Raw genomic sequence first — 22,010 nt, 5'->3', positions numbered from 1 at the left:
AGAGGGAGGTGTAGCGGATGTATAAGGGGATCCGGTCCGAGACGTTTACTGCATGGGCTTTTATGGCACCGGGCCTGCTGTTTCTGGCGTTGTTTACCTTTTGGCCGATTATATATGGAGTACCGCTCTCATTGACAGATTATTCAGTCATTGCCGAGACGAAATATGTGGGTCTGGAGAACTTCACCCGGGCCTTCCAGGATCACAATTTCCTGATTTCCCTGTGGAACTCACTGGTGTATGTGTTGATTGTGCCGATCATTCAGATCCTGTCGATCCTGATGGCGATTCTGGTGAACAGCAAGATTCCAGGGGTCAAAATGTTCCGGGCCGCCTACTATATCCCGGTCGTAACATCCATGGTAGCAGTAGCGCTGATCTGGAGCTGGCTGCTTGGCAATAACGGTGTAGTCAATTATCTGCTGCTGAAGGTTGGTATGATCAGTGAGCAGGTGTCCTGGCTCTCCGCGAGCAGCACGGCGCTGTATGTTCTAATGTTCATTACAATGTGGAAGGGCCTCGGCTATTACATGATGCTCTATCTGGCCGGGCTACAGGGCATTCCCGCAGACCTGTATGAGGCCGCAAGGGTGGACGGAGCAGGGCCGCTGCGGCTGATTGTACATGTAACGCTGCCGCTGTTGCGTCCGCATATTCTGTTTTGTACGCTGATCTCGGTTATGGGCGCAATCCGCGTGTTCGATGAGGTCTACATTCTGACCAAGGGCGGGCCGGGGACGTCCACGCTGACCTCAAGTGTCTATATTTTTCAAAAAGGGCTGGAGCAGTTCAATTTCGGCTATGCCTCGGCGCTCGGGCTGATTGTCAGTGTGCTGGTTGGGGCGCTTAGCGTGCTCGTATTCCGGCTCAACCGGAAAGGCGGGGTGAATTCCTATTGATGCCGCGTAGCTTGCGTTATCTGATTACTTACATTCTGCTGATCCTGCTCGCCCTGTTCATGATGGGGCCGTTCCTGTGGCTGCTCAGCGTATCGCTGATGCCGGGGCGCAATGTGTTTGCGAATCCGCCGGCCATTCTGCCCACCTTCATCGCGTTCGAGAACTATGTGCAGGTGTGGAACTTCATGGATTTCCCGCGTTACATTCTGAATACGGTCGTTATTACGCTGCTTGGGGTTGTCTTCAATATCCTGCTGTCTTGTCTGACTGCCTATCCGCTGGCCGCCTTCCGGTTCAAGGGCCGGAATCTGGTGTTCACCCTGCTGATCTCGACCATGATTATTCCGTCGGCTACGGCGATGATTGTGCATTATTTGACGATTCAGGCTTTTGGGCTGGGCAATACCTTCCTGGGTGTGGTCCTTCCGGCAGCAGTGTCGGTGTTCAATATCTTCCTGATGCGCCAGACATTTCTGGGCATTCCTGCCGACATCCGGGATTCGGGTAAAATGGACGGGGCCTCCGAGCTGCGGATCTTCCTTCAACTGGTGATGCCGCTCGTCAAGCCGGGGATTGCCGTCATCGGGCTGCTGGAGGTTATGGCGTTCTGGAACAACTTCCTGTGGCCGATTGTCGTCCTGGACGACCCGCAGAAGTATCCGCTTGCTGCGGCGCTCACGTATCTGAACGGGCAATTCTCTTACAACTTCGGCTGGATTGCCGCCGGAACCATGATCTCGGTACTGCCGATCATCCTCGTGTTCCTGTTCACCCAGAAGTATTATATGGAAGGCATTGCCGGCGCGATAAAAGGCTAACGAAGGAGGCATAACTCAATGGGAATTTCGTTACGGGACTGCCAGTATCTGTTCCAGGACTATTATACGCAAGGGAAAGAGCTGATTATAGAGGGCCCGCAGCTGCGCTGTGAATTGGCCTCACGCTATGCCATGAATCAGGATGCTCACGGTCTGATCGAAACAGGCGGAGACATCGTAATTCTGGAACCGGCTGGCCCGGGCGTAGCCACCGCCGACAAGGGGAATGCGCAGCTCATGCTGGAGTATGACGGCGGGCTTGCTGCGGACGGCTACCGGCTTGTGATTGGAGAGGCTGCGAAGCTGGTCATTGCCGCGTCTAACCGGCGGGGGCTAAAATACGGTCTGGATACGCTGAAACGGCTGCTTACGGTGGAGAAGGAACGTTGCCGCCTGCCGGTGGTTACGGTGGAGGATGAGCCTTCTTTTGCGGTGCGGGGCATTATTGAAGGGTTCTATGGTGTACCTTGGAGCTTCGCAGACCGGATGGATTCGGTGAGATACATGAGTGAGCACCGGATGAACACGTTCATGTACGCGCCGAAGGATGATCCTTACCACCGGAAGCTGTGGCGTGAGCCGTACCCGGACGAGGTGTTCGCCAGGATTCATGAGCTGAAGCAGGAATGCGATAAGCATCTGGTGGATTTCTACTATTGTATCAGCCCGGGCAATGATCTGGAATTCCGCAGCCAAGGCGACTTCGCGAAGCTGGAGGAAAAGCTTGCGGCCATGATCGCGGTTGGAGTGCGGCATTTCGCGCTGCTGATGGATGACATAGATTATGTGTTAAAAGGTGACAACAAGCAGTTCCTCGAGCGCTCCGGGACCGCCCATGCCTATGTGACGAACCGGGTCTACGATTACTTAGCCGGTGCTCTGCCGTACTTCACCCTGGCGATGTGTCCTTCGGAATACTGGTCGTATTGGAATACGGAGTACAAGCAGGATATCCGCGAGCAGCTTCATCCCGCTGTCAAGGTCTTCTGGACCGGCTACTTCGTTTTCGCCCCGGAGATCGGCCGCAGACATGCGGAGGATAACTTCAATTATTACGGGCATGAGCTGTGGCTGTGGGACAATATCCCGGTGAATGACTGCGACAAGGACCGGCTGTTCCTTGATCCGGTGCGCGGGCGCAGCTCGCGGCTCGGCCAGCTTGGGCATACCGCCGTCGTGGCCAACCCGATGAACCAGTGGGAATGCTCCAAAATCACACTCACCACCATGGCACACTACATGTGGAACAGCGAGCGCTACATGCCGGAGCTGTCCTGGGAGCTGTCCGTTCGTGAATTCGCCGGGGAGCTGGCGGAAGACATGATGTTCTTCTGCCGCCAGAATCTGAACAGCCGCCTGTACTCGGGCGGATACCCTGAGCTGGACGACGCGCTGGCGGAGCGTGATCTGGAGCAGCTGGATGCTTATTTCAGCCGGCTGGAGCAGACAGCCGTTAAGCTTGGCGGATTAGATAATGCCAAATTCATCGAAGAAGCTGGACCTTGGCTGCGCCGGGCGATTGCGGATGCAGCGCTGTGGCGGGCGGTGCGCAGACAGCTAACAGACCCGTTGAATCCGCATGCACAGGCAGAAGTGCTCCAGCGGCTCGAAACCTGCCGCAGCTATGGTGTGCGGCTCGGCAGTGATCCGGCGGTGCGTGCGGCTGAAGCGCTTGGTCTGGAGCTGCCCGAGGAGACGAAGGAGGAGCTTAAAGAGATGAAAGAGGAGATGAAGGAGGAGACAGAAAAGGAGGAAGATCAGCATGTCTAAGCACCATAAGCTGATTCTGGTTCCGCTGGATGAGCGGCCCTGCAATTATGAATTCCCTTACCTGCTGGCTCAGGGGACAGATTATATGGTGGAGCGTCCGCCCGCCGAAATCATGGGGCTGAAGAAACGTCCCGGTGATGTAGAACAGCTCTGGTCCTGGTTCGAGGCTGCCTGCGAAGGGGCAGACGGTGCGGTGGTTGCGCTGGATACGCTGCTCTACGGCGGAATCATTCCCTCGCGGCTGCACCAGTTGAAGCCGGATGAGCTGGACGCCCGTCTGGAGCGGCTGCGTGAGATCAAGGAGCGTTATCCGCAGCTGAAGCTGTATGCGTTCCAGCTGATTATGCGTTGTCCGCAGTACTCTCTATCAGACGAGGAGCCGGATTATTATGCCGACTGGGGCCGGGAGATTTTCCGCAAGGGCTTCATCGGCCACCGGCTGGAGCTAGGAATTGCCACCGATGAGGAGATCCGCGAGCTGGCAGATATTGATCACCGGCTGCCAGCCGAGGTGCTGCAGGATTATCTCGGCCGCAGAGCCGTTAATATTGAAGCGAACAAGCTGGCGCTGGAGCTGGTGCAGGACGGGGTGATCGACTTCATGATTGTGCCGCAGGACGATTCAGCGCCGTATGGACATACTGCCAAGGATCAGGAGAAGGTACGGGCGCGGATTACAGCGCTTGATCTGGAGCTTAAGGTCTATATGTATCCCGGAGCAGATGAGGTAGGCTGTACTCTGCTTGCCCGGATGCTGAACATAGCCGAAGGGCGGAGGCCGCTGATCTACCCGCGTTTGTCCGCTGTACAAGGAGCGTTCGTGACGCCATTGTTCGAGGACCGCTTTTTCTATGAGACATTGAAGTATCAGATTCTGGCTGCCGGCGGATTGATTGCATCCAGCGCTGCGGAGGCGGATCTGGTTCTGCTGGTCAGCACACCAGGCGAGACGATGGCAGAGGCGGTATCTCAGCATCATGCTTACTTCAGCTATGATATATACCGGAACCTGATGGAGCTGGTAGAATATGGGGAGCATTTGCTGCGGCACAAGAACCTTCCGGTTGCTGTAGCCGATGTCGGCTATGCCAATGGCGGCGATCAGAAGCTGGTCAAAATGCTGCGTCAAAAAAACATGCTGTTCGACCTGGCCGGTTACGCCGGCTGGAACACCAGCTCCAACTCGCTCGGAACGGTGATCTCTCAGGCAATGATCTATCTGCTCTGCGGACGGACCCAGGGTCATCTGGATTTTCTTGCGCTCCGTTATGCGGAGGATGTCTGCTATTGCTCGGTCGTGCGGGGTGAGCTTAGTGACGGTCCCGTGCAGGAGATGGGCTACGGCAAATATGAGCTGGACGGACCGCGCGGCCGTGTGGCTGCCCGTGTGCAGGAACGGCTGAGCGAAGAGCTGACGGTGCGGATTGACAGTCCGGAGGGAAGCGTTAAGATTACCGACTGTTATATGCCGTGGAACCGGATGTTTGAGGTTGGTTTGTCTGTAGAGTATGTGCCTGGTTGATGTCAGGCTGATGATATAAACTGAACTTGGGAATATACAGACAGGGAAGAGTGGCGGAGGGGATTGAGGAGCTGCTGGAGCTGTAGGAGCGGTAGCGGGTTCAATTTATATATAATATAAGGAGAGAGGGTGGGGACCCTGAGCAACAATATACTGGAAAGCCTGCACCTCGGATTAGTTGTCTCCTGCCAGGCGCTGCCGGATGAGCCGCTGCACGGGCCGGAGATTATGGCCCGGATGGCCGTAGCGGCTGCGGAGGGCGGGGCCATCGCCATCCGGGCGAACGGGGCGGCGGATGTGCGGGCGATCAAGCAGGCGGTTCCGCTGCCGGTGATTGGCATCGTGAAGCGTGATTACCCCGGTTCCGACGTCTACATTACGCCTACGCTGCGGGAGATTGAGGAGCTGCTGGAGGCGGGTGCGGATATTATCGCTTTTGACGGGACCCGGCAGAGCCGGCCGGAGAACTGTACACTGGAGCAGATTATAGATCTGCTGAAGACCAGCCCCGCCGCTTCTATGGCGGATATCTCTACCCTGGAGGAAGCATTATATGTCGAGTCGCTGGGTGTCAGCTGTGTCTCGACCACCTTATCGGGATATACACCCTATTCGCGGCAGCAGGAAGGCCCGAATCTGGAGCTGCTGGAGCAGGCCGCCCGGCGCTTGAAGATTCCGGTCATTGCCGAAGGCCGGATCAGCCAGCCTGCTCAGGTGGAAGCGGCGCTTACGCTGGGCGCTTACGCTGTGGTGGTTGGCTCGGCTATCACCCGGCCGCAGCTGATCACCCGGCCGTTCGCCGCAGCGGCTAGAAAAGTGAGGATGAACCTTAATGGAAATGAATGACCGGATTAACACGTATTATCCTTCGATGACGAAATCAGAACAAAAGGTGGCCCGCTGTGTGCTGGAGCACCCGGACAATCTGATCTATCTGTCGGTCACGGAGCTGGCCGACTTTGCCGGAACGGGCGAGACTACGGTGATGCGCTTTTGCCGCAAAATCGGCTTCAAGGGCTATCAGGATTTCAAGCTGATGCTGGCCCAGGGATTGCCGAAGCGCCAAGCCCAGCAGGATGGGGAGCAGGGGGCAGGCGAAGGTGATTTTGCCGACCATCTGTATGCTTCTATGGTTGGCGTGCTGCAATCCAGCCTGGGGATGCTTGACCGGGAGCAGCTGCAGCAGGCCGTAGATGCGCTGGATCAGGCCCGCTATGTCCAGTTCTTCGGTGTCGGCTCCTCCGGCATCAGCGCCCTGGAGGCCAAGAACCGTCTGCTGCGTATCGGGCGGCGGGTGGAGGCCAATTCCGACAGCCACATCCAGTCGATGATGGCGGTCACGATGGGGGAGGGCGACGTTGCCGTGGGCATCAGCGTCTCCGGCAGCACGCTGGATACGAACGACATGCTGATGAAGGCCAAGCAGAACGGGGCCAAGATCATTGCCATGACTAACTATGCAAAGTCTCCGATCGCTTCGATAGCCGACATCGTGCTGCTGACCGCCGGGAAGGAGTCGCCGCTGGAGGGCGGGTCTGTCGGGGCCAAGATCTCGCAGCTGTTCATCATTGACCTGCTCTGCCAGGGACTGGAGCGCCTGCATGGCGAGGAGACCAAGCGGATGAAGGAGCTGACCGCGCGGGCGGTCATTGACCGGATTTATTAGGGTGTCGGGGGAATGGAACGGTGATAGTGCGGCGGGAGAGCCGGATGTAAGTGGAAAACCGAATACATTGGGCGAGCGCGGGTGTTCGTGGGCGAATGTATGCGGAAAACCGAGTACAAATCGAATGAAGAGTCAGACGCAGTAGTGGAGGTGGCGCGAATGCGGCAAGTCATAGGTGTGGACATTGGGGGGACAGGCATCAAGGGGCTTGTAACCGATGGAGCGGGAACGATTCTGGCGGAAGCGGAGCGCGAAACGGAAGCCCGGCTGGGCCGGGATACCATTCTAGCCCAGCTCCACAGCCTCGTGGAGGAGCTGCTCGCAGGGCATCCATCTGTGGAGGCGCTAGGGATTGCCTCCGCGGGCCGGATTAATGCTAACTCCGGCGAGGTCGTCTACGCCACCGGTAATCTGCCAGGCTGGCAAGGGGTGCAGCTGACGCAGTGGGCGGAGGCTGCCTTCGGGCGGCCTGCGGCGGCCGATAACGATGCCAACGCCGCACTGCTAGGCGAGGCCTGGCTGGGCGCGGGACGCGGCTGGCAGAGCCTGGTCATGCTGACCCTGGGCACCGGGGTCGGCGGAGCCAATCTGGCGGCCGGGCAGCTGCTGCGCGGGGCCGCCTGGAGCGGGGGCGACTGGGGGCACAGCGTGCTGGTGCCGGATGGCCGCCCCTGCAATTGCGGAAAGCGAGGCTGCGTGGAGCAATATGTGTCCGGCCGCGCGCTGCTGCGGCTGGCAAGGGAGGAGACCGGCCGGGCGTATGCGCACGGGCGGGAGATTATGGAGGCAGCGGAGCGGGGCGACGCGGCAGTGCTGGGTGTGCTTATGCGCTTCACCGCAGACCTGGCGCAGGTGACAGCTAATATCGGGGCGGCGATCGACCCCGAGCTGATTATTATCGGCGGCGGCGTTATCCAGAGCCGCGCCGTTTGGTGGCCGCTGCTGGCCGCTAAGGCAGGCGCGGAACTGGCGGGGCGGATCGTGCCGGCTGCGCTGGGCAACCGGGCCGGCTGCTTCGGCGCGGCCCGGCTGGCGCTGGAGCGGCTGATCCGGGATGCAGACAGCAGCAAGGAGAACCATAACTGCTGCGGCAAGGAGGAGAGGGAGTATGGCTAACAGACAGGAGAAGCGTTCGGATGTGGTAATTATCGGCGGCGGTCTCGGCGGAACGGCGGCGGCACTGGCTGCCGCCAAGGCAGGACTGCGGGTACTAGTGACGGAGGAGACGGACTGGCTGGGCGGGCAATTGACCTCGCAGGCCGTGCCGCCGGATGAGCACCGCTGGATCGAGCAATCCGGCAGCACCGCTTCATACCGGGAATTCCGCAGCAGGGTCAGGGAGTACTACAGGCGGAATTATCCGCTTTCAGAGGCTGCGAAGAGCGACCCAATACTCAATCCCGGCAACGGCTGGGTCAGCCGTCTGGCGCATGAGCCGAAGGTGGCGCTGGCGGTTCTCCAGGAGATGCTGGCCCCGTATGTGAACACCGGACGGATCGAAGTGCTCTATCATACAGTTCCGGTCTCTGCGGATACGGAAGAAGATCACGTCACTGGAGTCACTGTCCGGCAGGGAACGGACGGTAACCTGATCCGGCTGCGCGGGGATTATTATCTGGATGCCACGGAATGCGGCGATCTGCTGCCGCTGGCCGGAGTCGAGCATGTCAGCGGTGCCGAGTCCCGCAGCGAGACAGGGGAGCCCCATGCGCTAGAGACAGCAGACCCGCTGGATATGCAGTCCATTACCCATGTAGCCGCCGTAGACTATGTACCCGGCGGGGATTACACGATTCCGCGTCCAAGAGATTATGATTACTGGCGCGGGTATGTCCCGTCGTTCTCACAGTATCCGATCTTAAGCTGGTACGCTTCAGATGCCGACGATACAAGCAAGCTGAAGCAGTTCACGATGTTCCCGAATGACCAGGGTATTGTCTCCCTGTGGGATTACCGGCGGATCGTTGACCCGGCCATCTGGACGGAGCCGCTGAATGACGGTGAAGTCACATTGCTGAACTGGGCTTTGAACGATTATTATGCCGGGCCAATCATCGGTGTATCACCGGAGGAACGGGAACAGCACCTGGAGGGAGCACGGCAGCTCACCCTATCACTCGTATATTGGCTGCAGACCGAAGCGCCCCGTCTGGACGGCGGACAGGGCTATCCGGGTGTGCGTCTGCGCGGGGATGTGCTCGGCACAGAGGATGGATTGGCCAAGGCTCCCTATATCCGGGAATCCAGGCGCATTCGCGGGCTGTACACGATTGCCGAGCAGGATGTGAGCAAGGAGCTGCGCGGGCCGGAGGGACCGAAGCGTTATGAGGACAGTGTGGGCGTTGGCAGCTATCACCTCGATCTGCATCCCACAACCGTAAGCCAGCGGACCTTCTACATTCCGAATCATCCTTATGAGATTCCGCTGGGCGCTTTGATTCCCGTGCGGGTCAAGAACCTGCTGCCGGCATGTAAGAACATATCCATGACTCAGATTGCGAACGGCTGCTACCGTCTGCACCCGACCGAATGGAATATCGGCGAAGCAGCGGGAACGCTCGCAGCCTATGCTATCAGGCAGCAGGTAGAGCCGGTTGAGGTCAGGGAAACGGCAGAGCATCTTGAGGCCTATCAGCAGCAGTTGATTGCGCTTGGTGTCCAGCTGCACTGGACCAAGGAGGAGTTAGAGACTTAAACGCACATGCTCCAGCAATCCACCTTAGCTCAACTGGCTATAATCTATAACCAAGATAAGGTGCCTCGTCAATGGGGTGCCTTTTTGATATGACCTGCCTAGTGGTCGATGTTACCTGGCAGCAAGTAGGTGGATAAACGTATCTTGGTTTATCGGTTTTAGCAAAAACGGAGGAAGCAAGTGGGAATTGTACAACTAAATTGCTTCAGTCTCGCTCCTTAGTAGGAAATATGCAAAATTAAGTGCCATTTCTCCAACTCCTATCGTAATATGACCTAATCGTCCATCAGCAAGTGTAGTAAATCCAACTGCTGTCTTTTGGCCAAGGTAAATAATGTTCAAGAATGAAAAATAGGTCTAGACTAAAGTTACATTTATCGATCTAACGGATAGGATGTTGCGGTGTTGTTCTTGAATTCTTTACTCAAACATACTGTTTGTAATGAGGGAAGAGGGATAACATGCAATTACTAATTGATTGGCTAAACCGCAATCGAATATGTAAATGTGAAACCTGTAAAACGGAGCTTAATGTTTATTCATATGGCTCTGGTGGGTCGCTGATTTTGTACTGTGTTGCATGTAATGAGTATTTTTACAGAGCAGACCCCAGCTCGCCTATAAATAAGTATACAGTTCCTGAAGGACTTTTAAAGCAATGGGCAATGGACCCTTATAATAGTTATTATAAAGGGTTGCAAATTAGCCAAGCATACGAACCCAAGTGGATTAGATTTCTACGGAAATTTATAAGATAACGGCAAAAGCCAGCTAAAAACAGCGGCAGTCTGAGACTTTTTGTCAAGTCTTATTCTGCCGCTGTTTTATGTTGAATTTTAAATATAAATTTATATATTAAAGTTCAGGCGTGTTATATACTCAATCTAGCTTTCCCAAACAGAGCACACCACGAGATGAGGAGAACTGAGACCACATGCCATTACTGAACCGATTCAAAGGAAACGCCGCCGCCCAACCATCCCAAGGGGCTGTCCCGCAAGCCGAGCGTCAGCTGATTAATGCACTGCAGCAGTATGTTGAGCTGGCCGAGCGTAAACAGGAGGATCAAGCAGGCTCATATTTATCATCTAACCAAGATGAACTGCGCGGTCTGTTAGACCGTCTGACATCCGTAATACATAAACGAGAGGATTATTATAAGGTTCGATTGAATATGATCACCAAAGCGATTGAGATTGGCCTCTGGGAGATGGATGTCTATGAGGGAGATCCGGTTAATCCGCTCAATGAGTTCAGGTGGACCGATGAGCTGCGCCGGATGATCGGGTATACGGATGAGCATGATTTCCCCAATGTGCTGGAGAGCTGGTCCAATTGTCTTCATCCTGAAGACAAAGAGGGGGTGCTGCAGCTGTTCGCAGACCATATGCTGGACCGGACGGACACGATTAAATATGACATTGAATACAGACTGAAGACGAAAGCCGGCGAGTACAAATGGTTCCAGGCAACAGGCACGACCACCCGTTCTGCGGACGGGTCCCCCATCATGGTGGCAGGAGCCTTGTTCGACATTCATGACCAAAAAATCAAGCAGGACGAGCTTAGCGCACTAGTGGTCCGCTATGACCTGGTGAACCGCGCCCTGGTGGAAGCGCCGTGGGATATGGTGGTCATCGCAGGCGATCCGGTCAACCCGGATAATGAGTTCTGGTGGTCGGAGCAGTTCCGCAGAACGATTGGTTTTGAAGGCGAGCATGATTTCCCGAACCTGTTAAGCAGCTGGAGCAACCAGCTCCACCCGGAGGATCTTCAGCCCACGCTCGATGCCTTTGCCAATCATCTGAATGATTACACCGGGCAGACGGACTATAAGGTGAACTACCGGCTGCGCTCCAAAAATGGTGAATACCGCTGGTATCATGCCGGCGGTGAAACCGTTCGCGATGAGCATGGCGTCCCTCTGAGAGTTGCCGGTACAATCCGTGATGTGACTCATGAAGTCACCAAAGAGGAAATTGTACGGCAGGTTAATGTACAGATGGAGGGCTTGCTGGCAGCTATTGATGAGATCGTCCGCGGCATCGTGTCGGTTACCGAGCAGGCTCAGGATATGGCTGAGGTTCAGGAGCAATCCCACAAGGCGGCCATGGAGGTCAAGGTCAAGACGGGGGAGACCAAGGAGATTACCCAATTCATCAGCGAGATCTCGAACCAGACAGGCCTGCTTGGACTGAATGCTGCGATTGAAGCTGCCCATGCGGGCGAATACGGCCGGGGATTCTCCATTGTGGCTGGTGAAGTGAGGAAGCTCGCGGAGCACAGCAAGACGGCATCGGGCAACATTGAAACCACTATACAGCAGATGAATGAAAAGATTGACGACATTATTACACGAATTAACAGTATGTCCAGCCTTACCGAAGCGCAAGCCGCCCTGACCGAAGAGGTCAATGCCTCGATTGAAGATGTGAGCCGGATGTCCGAGGATCTGCTGGGGATCCTTCGTACCTTGTAGTTTGACAGCTTGGCCAAGTCTGCAAAGTAGATTGCAGGCTTTGTTTTTGTTTAGGAAAATATTTTTACAAAAATCATGCATGAAGTGCAACAAAGTTGCTCAATAGAAGCAGCCGATGCTGAAATCATGCACGAAATGCAAAAAAGCCAGAGCTAACTTGCTCTAAACACCGGAATTCATGCAAATAATGCAACATTGTACTGCAGCTAGTAGCATTTTCACAAAAATCCTGCAAAATGTGCAACAATGCTGCTTCATACAGGCGGCAGACGAGGAGACCTCAGAATCATCATCGCGCTTACTCTAAGTTATGGAGCCCCCCCACTTTGCTGTTGTTATAATTTGTGTATAATACATGTACAACCATACATGTTACGGAGGGAACGATGAAGCTATTCATGCCATATCCATCCCTCTTGAAGAGGCTCCGGGCGCAGCTGCCCTTTCTGTTCAGCGGAAGTATGCCGCTGCGGCGGAAGATTCTGCTAAGCAATCTTCTGATTGTCCTGCTGGCACTGGTGATCTTCATGGCCAGCATTCAGCGGATTGTCTTCAATCAGACCCTGGAACGGACCACAGCAAGCTCACAGCAGGAGGTGCGGCTGGTCAAGCAGTCCATGGAGACAGTGTTCCAGTCGGTGCAGAATTTCACCAAGTTCGTGCTGATTAATCAGGACACCCAGAAGCTGCTCAGCAGAGATACCAGTGCCGGCAATGACGCTGCTGCACTGAAGTCGATCTACAATACACTGGCTGCGATGCTGGTCACCGAGCCGAATATTGACTCCGTAATTATCGAATCCTTGAACGGCGACCTCTATTACACCTCCAACCTGACGGGGGTGACCCGGGAGCGTCTTGGCATCTACCCCAGAGCGGAGATTGATGCAGCCAGAGGCGGGGCGGTGTGGGCGGATTCGCTTACGCCTGCCTTTCTGTCCGGAATGAAGCATAAGAATATGATCAGTGTGGGCAGGGTCATTAAGAGCCTGGAGAGCGGGACCCCGCTTGGTTATATCTATGTCAACATCGATGAGCGGACGCTTGCCCGCCTCTACCATAATGAACAGAGCCCGGAGAGTGCTACACTGGTCATCAACCGGGACGGAAGGATCATCTCGGCGAACGAAGCTTCAAGGGTGAACCGGCCGGTCCCGGAGGCATCCCTCGCGGGCTGGGTCAAGTCCTTATCACAAGGGACCCGGACTCAGGAGGTGGCCGAAGACCGCTATTTAGTATCTATGCAGAGTCTCGCGCCCTATGACTGGAAGGTAGTCCAGCTGGTGCCGATATCAGAGCTAACCTACGGTTATTGGAAAATCGCACTGCTGCTGGCCGCGTTCGGTCTGATCAGCATCGTGTCGGCCGTGCTGCTGTCCGTTTTGTTCGCCCGCCGGCTGACCCGGCCGCTGAGCCAGCTTAGTGAGGTGATTGTTGAAGTGGGCAGCGGGAATCTGGAGCGGCGCGCCGCCGCCGATTCTGAGGATGAGGTCGGCAAGCTGGGAGCTACCTTCAATGAAATGGTGGAGCGCATCCAGGGCCTGATGGTTCAGGTGGAGACAGAAGAGAAGACCAAACGGATGCTGGAGCTGAGGCTGCTCTACTCGCAGATCAAGCCGCATTTCTTGTACAATACCCTGGATACGATCCGGTCGATGGCTGTGATGTCAGGGGCGAAGGACATCAGCAAGATGCTGAAGGCCCTGGGGGAGTTCTACCGGATCTCGCTTAGCAACGGCCAGGAGCTGATCACGGTGGCCCGGGAGCAGAAGCATCTGGAGAGCTACCTCTATATCCAGCAGATCCGCTTCCCTAAGCTGAATTACCGGATATCGTTCGAGCCGGGGCTGGAGTCCTGCCTGGTGCCGACCATGCTGCTTCAGCCGCTGGTCGAGAATGCGATCCACCATGGCATTAGAGGGATGGCGGACGGCGGCTGGTGTGAGATTACCTGCGAAGCAGAAAGCATGAACGGACAGCACCTGCTTCTCTTCACGGTCCGCGACAACGGTAAAGGGATGAGCGAAGAGCAGCAGCGGCTGATCTGGTCCGGGCCAGACACCGCAGAGAGATACAGCTTCGGACTCCTTAATATTCAGGACCGCATCCGCCTGCGGTTTGGGGAGGCCTATGGAATCCTACTGACATCTGAGCCTGGACAGGGTACAAAGGTGAAGCTGCGCTTGCCGCTGCTTAAGCAGACGAACGAACAGGAGGAGGGGACAGTCAGACTATGAACACAGCACCGGCAGCCCGCGTCCTGATTGTGGATGACGAATATTATTTCAGGCAGCTCCTGATCCGTCTGGTGGACTGGGAAGCCGCCGGGTTCGAGGTGGCCGCAGAAGCCGATGACGGCTCGGCTGCATTGCAGATCATCGGGGAGCAGCCGATCGATCTCATTATTACAGATATTGAGATGCCGAATATGAACGGGCTTGAGTTCATTCAGGAGGTCCGTAAGCTGAATTCGGCGGTCAAGCTGATCTACATCACCAGCTACGATAATTTCTCATACGCACAGCAGGCTATATCGCTTGGCGCGGACCATTATCTTCTGAAGCCCGTGGATGAGGATGCGGTGGAGCAAGCCCTCCGCACGATCCGGGCGCAGCTGACAGAGAAGTGGGAGGCAGAGCGCTATATCAAGCAGCTGAGAATCAAAGCCGGAGATGTGCAGGAGCCGCAGGCAGGTGAGGCTGGTGCGCAGAAGCGGCAGAGCAGCAGTACGGCCTTAATCGGTAAGACCATCGCCTATGTGAAAGCACATTACGCTGAGGATACGCTGTCGCTTCAGAGTACGGCCGGCGCCCTGTTCGTGAACCCGAGCTATTTGAGCCATGCGTTCAAGAAGGAGACCGGCGAGTCTTTTGTGGAATATGTGACGAATGTCCGTCTTGGCGAGGCCATGAAGCTGCTGAGCCAGGGGAACTCCGGGGATGAAGCCCCAGCTCCCAAGATTGCGACGATTGCCCGCCAGGTGGGCTATAAAGATCCGTTCTATTTCAGCAAATGCTTCAAGAAACGTTACGGCATGACCCCGAATACCGTGTACAGCGGTTCCTATTCGGATACATAAAGCAGCGATAAGCAGAGTCCGGTGTTTTGCCGCCGGGCTTTTTCGTTTTCGTTTGATTCAGTTTTCGCTGAATTAAGTTAACCCCATGTTAAGCCGCCGTAAACACAGGAACACCTTGTAAATTGAGTGTAAAGTAAGCTAACATACCTAAAAATTTTACTGTTAGAACCAATATATCTCCATTCGTGCACGGCGTTTCACTTGTTAAGATGATACCTGTAAGTCTAAACCCGAAATATTGAAAGGTGGTCCAACAAAAATGTTCGGAAAAAAGCTTGGGGCAGTTGCAGCATCCATCGCACTCAGCAGTGTAGTGCTTAGTGCTTGCGGAGGAGCCAACGGTAATGAAGAGGCAGCTCAGAACCAGGATGCGAAACCGGCGGAAGGTAAGGAATCTGTCTCCTTATGGATGTTCGATGCAGATCCGATGTATCAGGCTGCTGCCGAGGCTACCGCAGCGGAAGTCGGCGTAGATTTGAATTATGAGTACATACAGGACGAGACCTACAAGACCAAAATCAGTGTTGCGCTGGCTGCCAACGAGCTTCCGGATGTATTCCAGCAGCATGCCGGGAAGTCCTACCGGACCCCTGTACTGCAATCGAAAACAGTAGCCCCGCTGAATGATACTCTCGATTCTACGGGACTTGGCGCGAAATTTCTGGACAACCAGCTGGTGAAGGAGGAGGACGGCAATATCTATTCCGTTCCTTCCAATATCAGTACAACCCTTGTCTTCTACTATAACAAAAAGCTGATGGGCGATCTCGGCGCTACGCCTCCGGCCACCTGGGACGATCTTCAGGCGCTAGTGGCCAAGGCCGAAGCTAAAGGAATCATCCCGATCGCACTCGGCGGTAAGGAAAGATGGCAGGGCGATCTGCTGTACAACATGCTCGTAGCGCGTCAGGACGTTAACGCCTTCGACAATGCGCTTAAGGGCGATGCCAAGTTCACCGATGCCCCATTTGTCGATGCAGCAAAGCAGGTAGCCACCCTGGTCAGCAGCAATGCCTTCCAGAAGGGCTTCCTCGGGTCAGCGTATCTGGATGCCCAGGAGCTGTTCAAGAACGACAAGGCTCTGATCTGGATTGACGGCAGCTTCAACTTCGGCGCGCTGTCGAAGGCTATGGGTGACAATCTGGGATATATCGCCTTCCCGAAGACAGGTGCAGAGGATGTCTACAGTGCAACGATCGGCTTCCAGAATTCGGCGGCGCCTTACTCCTTGTTCGTGAACAACAGCTCTAAGCATCTGGACAAAGCCAAGGAATTCGCCATTAAGCTGTCGCTTAAGCTCAATGATGAATTCGTGCGCAAAGGTCTGCCGGGCTATGCGGCCAGCGAAGTGAAGTCGGAGTCGCAGAATGAGCAGCTCTCCGCTTATGCTTCCGATATCAGCAAAACAGCCAAAACCCAGGCGATGTGGTTCGGGCTGCTGTCGGCAGATACGGGTCAGGAATACCGCGATGTGACACAGCAGCTCTATGGCGGCAATCTGACACCAGAGGAATATACGGCCCAGCTTGAATCCTTGCTCCGTTCGGCAGAGTAAGACACGCTTTACTAATATAATAGGGGAAAGGCGATGCAGTCTCTTGGGCCGCATCGCTTTTCTGCACTCTGATAGGTGGTTAGTGATGGAAAGAGCGCTCTCAGATAAGAAATTAATCGCTTTGTTTCTAGTACCCGGCTTAACTGTCTTCCTCGTCTTCTATTTCGTGCCGATCCTCATGACGGCGTATTACAGCTTCCAGGAGTGGGACGGAATCAACCCGATGGCCTTCGTGGGTCTGGACAATTACACCAAGATGTTCACTGCAGATAAAAGCTTCTGGAAGGCGGTATGGAACAGTGTAGCCTTCCTGCTGACAGGCGTATTCGTCCAGCTTCCGCTCTCGTTCGGCCTGGCGCTGCTGGTCTCCCGTAAGATGAAGGGACGCAAATGGTTCCGTAATATTTACTTTTTTCCGGTGGTCATGTCAACGACGATGGTCAGTCTGCTGTGGGTCAAAATCTACGATCCGAACATCGGGATGCTGAACACGCTGCTGGAGGCTGCTCATCTGGGCAGCTGGGCCCAGGCCTGGCTTGGAGATACGAAGACGGCACTCTTGTCAGTTCTGATCGTAACAACCTGGCATTACGTGGGCTATAATATGCTGATCCTGTTCGCCGGTATTCAGGGCATCTCGGAGCAGTATTATGAGGCCGCGAAGCTGGACGGAGCTGTCGGCTGGAAGGCTGTCCGTTATATCACACTTCCGTTATTGTCTGATGTGCTGCGGATCTGTATCGTACTGAACGTGATTTATGCGCTCAAGACCTTTGAAAGTGTGTATGTGATGACGAACGGCGGGCCGCTGCATTCCACAACAATGATTGCCCTGAAGATGTTCCAGGAAGCGTTCCTGAAGCAGAACTTCGGCTACGGCAGCGCGCTGGCCGTGTTCATGGTGCTGGAGTGTCTGGTCATCGCCTGGGCGCTGAATAAGGTGCTGACCCGTGAAAAAATCGAATATTAAGGAGGACCGGACATGCTGAAGAGTACCAAAAACACAGGCATCTATCTGCTGATGAGCCTCATTGCCGTCCTCCAGTTGTTCCCGCTCTACTGGCTTGTGGTAAGTGCATTTAAGGATAATTCGGAGATTATCGGCGGAGTGGTCTGGGCGCTGCCCAGTGAATGGCGGTTTAGCAATTTCTCGGAGGCCTGGGTAAGCGCCAAGGTCAATCAATACTTTTTCAACAGTGTATCCGTTACGCTGATTACCCTCTTCTGCGTGCTGCTGCTCGCTTCAATGATGGCTTACGCGCTGACACGGATGCGATTCAAATATAACGGATTGATCCTGTTCATTCTGCTCATGGGGGTCATGGTGCCGATTCACGCTACGCTGATCCCGCTGTTCATGATCCTGAAGAATCTCGGCCTGCTCAGCTCGCGTCTGTCGATCATTCTGCCGTACATCGCTGTGAATCTGCCGATCGGTGTCTATATGCTGTCCGCGTTTCTGCGGAGTATGCCGAAGGAGCTGGAGGAGGCTGCGTTCATCGACGGCTGCGGGGTGGTGAAGTCCTTCTTCAAGGTTGTGCTGCCGCTGTTGAAGCCGCCGCTTGCCTCGGTTGCGATCTTCGTGTTCCTCGCCGTGTGGAATGAGCTGCTAATGGCGGCAACCTTCATCCAGAAGGAGACGCTGCGGACGCTGCCGCTCGGGCTGATGAATTTCAGCGGCCAGTACAGCATTAGCTGGGGACCGCTGGCCGCCGCGATGGTGATCTCTACACTGCCGATTCTGCTCGCTTATGTGCTGTTCAGCGACCAGATGGAGAAGAGCTTCACTGCAGGCGCAATTCTGAAATGAAGATAGGGAAGAAGGGTGAACGAGATGATGGAATCAGGAGCAAGCCATAACCTGCGCAAAATCGTGATTGTCGCTACCTCGGATGTGCACGGCAATCTGTGGGGCTACCGTTACGAAGACGGACTTGATACCGTAAATGACGGGCTCGCCAGAATAGCCGCTTATGTCCGGGAGCTTAGAGAGAGCGGGACGGAGATCCTGCTGATCGATAACGGAGATATTTTCCAGGGGAATATGCTGACTGATGATGTCTACAATAAGCGCCCGGAGGAGAGGCATCCGGTCGCGGCAGCGCTTAATGCCATGGGCTATGCGGCACTGACGCTGGGCAACCATGAGTTTAACTTCGGCCTTGGCCTGATTGGGCGAATCCGGCAGGAGCTGAGCTTCCCGGTGCTTGCGGCGAATGTCTGGGATGCGGAAGGCAGACCGTTTGCTGAGCCGTATGTAATTCTTGAGCAGCACGGAGTCCGGGTTGCCGTCATCGGACTAACGAATCCCAACGTTCCGCGCTGGGATGGAGGCAAGGTTGAGGGCTTAATATTCGGCCATATGGCCGAAACTGCGCAGGCCATTGCCGCCTCTCTCCGTGCGGAAGGGAAGGCGGACCTGATAGTGATCAGCGCCCATGCGGGTATGGTCGCAGAATTCGATGAAGAGGGCGGCTCAGATGCCGCCGGACGGATTGCGGAGCTTGTTCCTGAAGCCGATGTGCTGCTGGTCGGCCATATGCATATTACGGTGAATCAGCGTATCGGAAATACTGTCATTGGCGGGCCGCGGGACCGGGGGCGGGAAGTGGTCCGCTTCGACCTTACGCTGGAGCTGGACGGCAGCCGGACCAGGGTCGTGGACCGCGAGGTTACAGTGGTCGATATGAGCGGCCGGGAGCCGGACCCGGAATTCCGCAGTCTGGTTGCCGGGGCCCATGAAGAGACCCTCCGGTTCATCGCCGAAGGCGGTGGAGGCTCTCTGGTGGAAGGAGAGAGCGGTATTCTGGGCTTTGCGGCCGCTGATTTCCAGCCTGAAGAGACGGCCGGCCTGCCGGCCGGAAGGGTGCAGGATACGGCGGTCATTACCTTGATCCAGCGGGCCATGCTGGAGGCCAGCGGAGCGGATGTTGCCGCCACAAGCCTGTTCAACGACAAGGCGGATCTGAAGCAGGGACCGCTGACGTATGCCGATGTCTACCGCATTTATCCTTTTGACAATGTGCTGTATGTGGTTACCGTCACCGGCAAGGAGCTCAAGGCTTATATGGAAGCTTCCGCAGCCCACTTCCGGCAATGGCAGCCGGGAGACACCTTGATCGCCGCCGATCCCGAGGTGCCGAGCTACCTCTACGATATGTTCGCCGGGGTCAGTTACCAGATCGACATCTCACAGCCGGTGGGACGGCGGATCATCCATCTGGCCTACCGGGGCAGACCGCTTGCCGAGACGGACGAGCTGCAGCTTGCCGTCAACAATTACCGCTACAGCAGCCTGCTGAAGGCCTCAGGACTGGTTAGCGCCGTCAAGCATTGGGAGTCAGATTGCAGTGTCCGCGATATTCTGGTCCGTTACATCCGGGAGCGCCAGACGATCACACCGGAGGTCGATCATAACTGGTCCATTGTCCGGGATGGTTTGGAATAGGAGCATCCCCTTACTGAATATAGTGGTATAACCTGTGGAGATTCGACATTTTTTTGTTCCGTGAAAAATATAAGTTCTGCTTTGAAAAGTCTGCGATGTAAGGTTGCAGGCTTTTTAAATATTTCAATTCTGTGAAAATTAGCAGATTAAAGAATAAAACATCAGTAATTTATTAAAAAAAAGTAACAAAATTAATAGTAACGCTATATTATTGGATATATCCTATTAAAAAGTATATAGTCCTATAAATGTTAATTCTATTAACTAGTATTTTGTAAGTCTGAAGGCTCATTTGTGCTGTTGAATGTAAAGGAAAAGAGGACGATCCGATGAAAGCTCTAATGATGGGTAATGAGGCAATTGCGAGAGGCGCTTATGAAGCAAATTGTAAAATCATTTCATCGTACCCCGGGACACCGAGCACTGAGATTGTCGAGAGCATCAGCATCTATGAAGGCGTATATGCCGAGTGGGCCCCTAACGAAAAGGTAGCTCTGGAGGTAGCGGCGGGTGCCTGTATCGCCGGAGTCCGCAGCTTGACCACTATGAAGCATGTAGGACTGAACGTGGCGGCAGACCCGCTGTTCAATATGACCTATGAAGGCGTAAATGCCGGTCTGGTTATCGTATCAGCTGATGATCCGGGCATCCATTCTTCCCAGAATGAACAGGACAACCGTATCTATGCCAGCCATGCCAAGATTCCGCTGCTGGAGCCGTCGAGCTCCCAGGAATGCAAAGACATGATGCTTGAAGCCTATGAGATCAGCGAGCGCTTCAACACACCGGTTCTGTTCAGGACAACCACCCGTGTATCCCACTCCAAGGGAATTGTTGAATTTCAGGAAGATCCCTCTGTGGAAGAGAGGTATAGGCCCTACAAGAAGAACAAGCTGGACCGGCTGCTGCTTCCGGCCATTTCCAGAAGACGCCATCTTGAGATTGAAGAGAATCTCCTGAGTATTCAGGCCTACTCCAATTCCTCCCCTCTAAATGTAATCGAGTACAGCTCCCCGGAGATCGGTATTGTAACAAGCGGAGTATCCTATCAATATGTCAAGGAAGTATTCGGAGATTCAGTATCCGTGCTGAAGCTGGGCATGAGCTATCCATTCCCGGATGAGAAGGCCCGGGCTTTCGCCGCTAAGGTTCACAGAATCTATGTGGTGGAGGAAGGGGAACCGTTCATCGAAACCTCGCTCAAGACACTCGGTATTGCCTGTACCGGCAAGGAGCTTATCCCTGTCTGCGGGGAGTTGAACCCGGAGATTGTCAGGCAGTCCATCACACAGGAAGCGTTCAGCTGCTACGAGGCTGTCCATGTGCCGCCCAGACCGCCCCGGCTGTGCGCAGGCTGCGGATATCTGGGATTGTACAGCGCAGTCAGGAAGCATAAGGATATCATTGCAGCAGGAGATATCGGCTGCTACACGCTGGGCGGCACCGAGCCGATCAAGGCACTCGATACCGTGCTCTGTATGGGTGCTTCAATCTCAATGGCAACGGGCATGCAGCGGACCCAGGATTTCAAGCCGATGGGCAAGAAGGTATTTGCTTTCATCGGCGACTCGACTTTTTTTCACTCTGGCATGACCGGTCTGGTGAACGCCGTATATAATAAAACTCCCATTGTCATTTGCATCCTGGACAACCGTTCCACCTCTATGACCGGCAATCAGGAGAACCCCGGCACCGGACGCACCCTGCAGGGCAGCGCTTCAGATCCTGTGCGGATTGAAGACATCGTGCTCGCACTGGGCGTCAGACCGGATAACCTCAGAATCGTAGACCCCACTAACCTCCAAGAAACGCAGCAGTGTGTGGAGACAGCCAAGCTCAGCACTGAACCATTCGTTATTATCTCCAGACATCCTTGCGAACTCCTCAAACATAAAACGGAACCGAGACCTACATACACCATTGACAGCGTCAGCTGTGTGAATTGCAAGAAATGCACCATGCTGGGATGCTCAGCCATCAAAATCGTGGAGCGGAACATTATTATTGATCCCGAAGAATGCAAGGGCTGCAGCATCTGCCAGCAGGTCTGTCCCTATGACAGCATTAAGGAGGCTTAAG

Annotated in this window: 16 protein-coding genes; all 16 read left to right on the top strand. The window is 54.9% G+C overall.

What is annotated here, in order from left to right:
• Nucleotides 1-17 precede the first annotated feature (17 nt).
• The 16 genes from K1558_RS13070 (at nucleotide 18) to iorA (ending at nucleotide 22,009) form a co-directional block, all read left to right on the top strand.
• Nucleotides 18-899 carry a carbohydrate ABC transporter permease gene (locus tag K1558_RS13070; protein ID WP_238652018.1) on the top strand — a complete coding sequence of 294 codons (882 nt, stop codon included), beginning with the start codon at nucleotides 18-20 and terminating at the stop codon, nucleotides 897-899.
• Nucleotides 899-1,717: a carbohydrate ABC transporter permease gene (locus K1558_RS13065; RefSeq protein WP_238652017.1), complete on the top strand. Its 819-nt coding sequence runs from the start codon at nucleotides 899-901 to the stop codon at nucleotides 1,715-1,717. The genes K1558_RS13070 and K1558_RS13065 overlap by 1 nt, the downstream gene beginning before the upstream one ends.
• An 18-nt stretch (nucleotides 1,718-1,735) precedes the next feature.
• A complete protein-coding gene (locus K1558_RS13060; RefSeq protein WP_238652016.1) occupies nucleotides 1,736-3,487 on the top strand; it encodes a protein O-GlcNAcase in 1,752 nt (583 codons plus the stop codon).
• Nucleotides 3,480-5,009: a DUF4127 family protein gene (locus tag K1558_RS13055; RefSeq protein ID WP_238652015.1), complete on the top strand. Its 1,530-nt coding sequence runs from the start codon at nucleotides 3,480-3,482 to the stop codon at nucleotides 5,007-5,009. Before K1558_RS13060 ends, K1558_RS13055 begins: the two co-directional genes overlap by 8 nt.
• 138 nt (nucleotides 5,010-5,147) lie before the next feature.
• Entirely contained in the window at nucleotides 5,148-5,855 is a 708-nt protein-coding gene (locus K1558_RS13050) for an N-acetylmannosamine-6-phosphate 2-epimerase (protein ID WP_238652066.1), read from the top strand.
• Nucleotides 5,842-6,675: a MurR/RpiR family transcriptional regulator gene (locus tag K1558_RS13045; protein WP_238652014.1), complete on the top strand. Its 834-nt coding sequence runs from the start codon at nucleotides 5,842-5,844 to the stop codon at nucleotides 6,673-6,675. The genes K1558_RS13050 and K1558_RS13045 overlap by 14 nt, the downstream gene beginning before the upstream one ends.
• Before the next feature lie 159 nt (nucleotides 6,676-6,834).
• Entirely contained in the window at nucleotides 6,835-7,791 is a 957-nt protein-coding gene (locus K1558_RS13040) for an ROK family protein (protein ID WP_238652013.1), read from the top strand.
• Nucleotides 7,784-9,370: an FAD-dependent oxidoreductase gene (locus K1558_RS13035; protein ID WP_238652012.1), complete on the top strand. Its 1,587-nt coding sequence runs from the start codon at nucleotides 7,784-7,786 to the stop codon at nucleotides 9,368-9,370. The genes K1558_RS13040 and K1558_RS13035 overlap by 8 nt, the downstream gene beginning before the upstream one ends.
• A gap of 934 nt (nucleotides 9,371-10,304) precedes the next feature.
• A complete protein-coding gene (locus K1558_RS13030; protein WP_274528547.1) occupies nucleotides 10,305-11,849 on the top strand; it encodes a methyl-accepting chemotaxis protein in 1,545 nt (514 codons plus the stop codon).
• A gap of 386 nt (nucleotides 11,850-12,235) precedes the next feature.
• A complete protein-coding gene (locus tag K1558_RS13025) occupies nucleotides 12,236-14,086 on the top strand; it encodes a sensor histidine kinase (RefSeq protein WP_238652011.1) in 1,851 nt (616 codons plus the stop codon).
• Nucleotides 14,083-14,928: a response regulator transcription factor gene (locus tag K1558_RS13020; RefSeq protein WP_238652010.1), complete on the top strand. Its 846-nt coding sequence runs from the start codon at nucleotides 14,083-14,085 to the stop codon at nucleotides 14,926-14,928. The genes K1558_RS13025 and K1558_RS13020 overlap by 4 nt, the downstream gene beginning before the upstream one ends.
• Nucleotides 14,929-15,187: 259 nt before the next feature.
• On the top strand, nucleotides 15,188-16,483 hold the full coding sequence (locus tag K1558_RS13015; RefSeq protein WP_238652009.1) for an ABC transporter substrate-binding protein: 1,296 nt from the start codon (nucleotides 15,188-15,190) through the stop codon (nucleotides 16,481-16,483).
• An 85-nt stretch (nucleotides 16,484-16,568) separates the two neighbouring features.
• Nucleotides 16,569-17,453, top strand: coding sequence for a carbohydrate ABC transporter permease (locus K1558_RS13010; RefSeq protein ID WP_238652008.1), 885 nt, complete (start codon nucleotides 16,569-16,571; stop codon nucleotides 17,451-17,453).
• 12 nt (nucleotides 17,454-17,465) lie between these two features.
• Nucleotides 17,466-18,293 (top strand): carbohydrate ABC transporter permease, encoded by an 828-nt coding sequence (locus tag K1558_RS13005; RefSeq protein WP_238652007.1) that lies wholly within the window; start codon nucleotides 17,466-17,468, stop codon nucleotides 18,291-18,293.
• Between the two features lie 24 nt (nucleotides 18,294-18,317).
• Complete coding sequence (locus K1558_RS13000; protein WP_238652006.1) at nucleotides 18,318-19,931, top strand: bifunctional metallophosphatase/5'-nucleotidase; 1,614 nt, start codon at nucleotides 18,318-18,320, stop codon at nucleotides 19,929-19,931.
• Between the two features lie 329 nt (nucleotides 19,932-20,260).
• A complete protein-coding gene (gene iorA / locus K1558_RS12995; protein ID WP_238652005.1) occupies nucleotides 20,261-22,009 on the top strand; it encodes an indolepyruvate ferredoxin oxidoreductase subunit alpha in 1,749 nt (582 codons plus the stop codon).
• Nucleotide 22,010 lies beyond the last annotated feature (1 nt).

Origin of the sequence: Paenibacillus piscarius, assembly GCF_022234545.1 — a bacterium.
Taxonomy (GTDB): domain Bacteria; phylum Bacillota; class Bacilli; order Paenibacillales; family Paenibacillaceae; genus Paenibacillus_AQ; species Paenibacillus_AQ piscarius.
This window is presented reverse-complemented; position numbering and strand designations above follow the sequence as displayed.

Excerpts from the sequence above, each read along its gene's own strand:
- K1558_RS13025 (WP_238652011.1), top strand. The coding sequence starts at position 12,236 with ATGAAGCTATTCATGCCATATCCATCCCTCTTGAAGAGGCTCCGGGCG.
- K1558_RS13045 (WP_238652014.1), top strand. The coding sequence starts at position 5,842 with ATGGAAATGAATGACCGGATTAACACGTATTATCCTTCGATGACGAAA.
- K1558_RS13015 (WP_238652009.1), top strand. The coding sequence starts at position 15,188 with ATGTTCGGAAAAAAGCTTGGGGCAGTTGCAGCATCCATCGCACTCAGC.
- K1558_RS13035 (WP_238652012.1), top strand. The coding sequence starts at position 7,784 with ATGGCTAACAGACAGGAGAAGCGTTCGGATGTGGTAATTATCGGCGGC.
- K1558_RS13005 (WP_238652007.1), top strand. The coding sequence starts at position 17,466 with ATGCTGAAGAGTACCAAAAACACAGGCATCTATCTGCTGATGAGCCTC.
- K1558_RS13065 (WP_238652017.1), top strand. The coding sequence starts at position 899 with ATGCCGCGTAGCTTGCGTTATCTGATTACTTACATTCTGCTGATCCTG.
- K1558_RS13040 (WP_238652013.1), top strand. The coding sequence starts at position 6,835 with ATGCGGCAAGTCATAGGTGTGGACATTGGGGGGACAGGCATCAAGGGG.
- K1558_RS13060 (WP_238652016.1), top strand. The coding sequence starts at position 1,736 with ATGGGAATTTCGTTACGGGACTGCCAGTATCTGTTCCAGGACTATTAT.
- K1558_RS13070 (WP_238652018.1), top strand. The coding sequence starts at position 18 with ATGTATAAGGGGATCCGGTCCGAGACGTTTACTGCATGGGCTTTTATG.
- iorA (WP_238652005.1), top strand. The coding sequence starts at position 20,261 with ATGAAAGCTCTAATGATGGGTAATGAGGCAATTGCGAGAGGCGCTTAT.
- K1558_RS13020 (WP_238652010.1), top strand. The coding sequence starts at position 14,083 with ATGAACACAGCACCGGCAGCCCGCGTCCTGATTGTGGATGACGAATAT.
- K1558_RS13055 (WP_238652015.1), top strand. The coding sequence starts at position 3,480 with ATGTCTAAGCACCATAAGCTGATTCTGGTTCCGCTGGATGAGCGGCCC.
- K1558_RS13010 (WP_238652008.1), top strand. The coding sequence starts at position 16,569 with ATGGAAAGAGCGCTCTCAGATAAGAAATTAATCGCTTTGTTTCTAGTA.
- K1558_RS13000 (WP_238652006.1), top strand. The coding sequence starts at position 18,318 with ATGATGGAATCAGGAGCAAGCCATAACCTGCGCAAAATCGTGATTGTC.
- K1558_RS13030 (WP_274528547.1), top strand. The coding sequence starts at position 10,305 with ATGCCATTACTGAACCGATTCAAAGGAAACGCCGCCGCCCAACCATCC.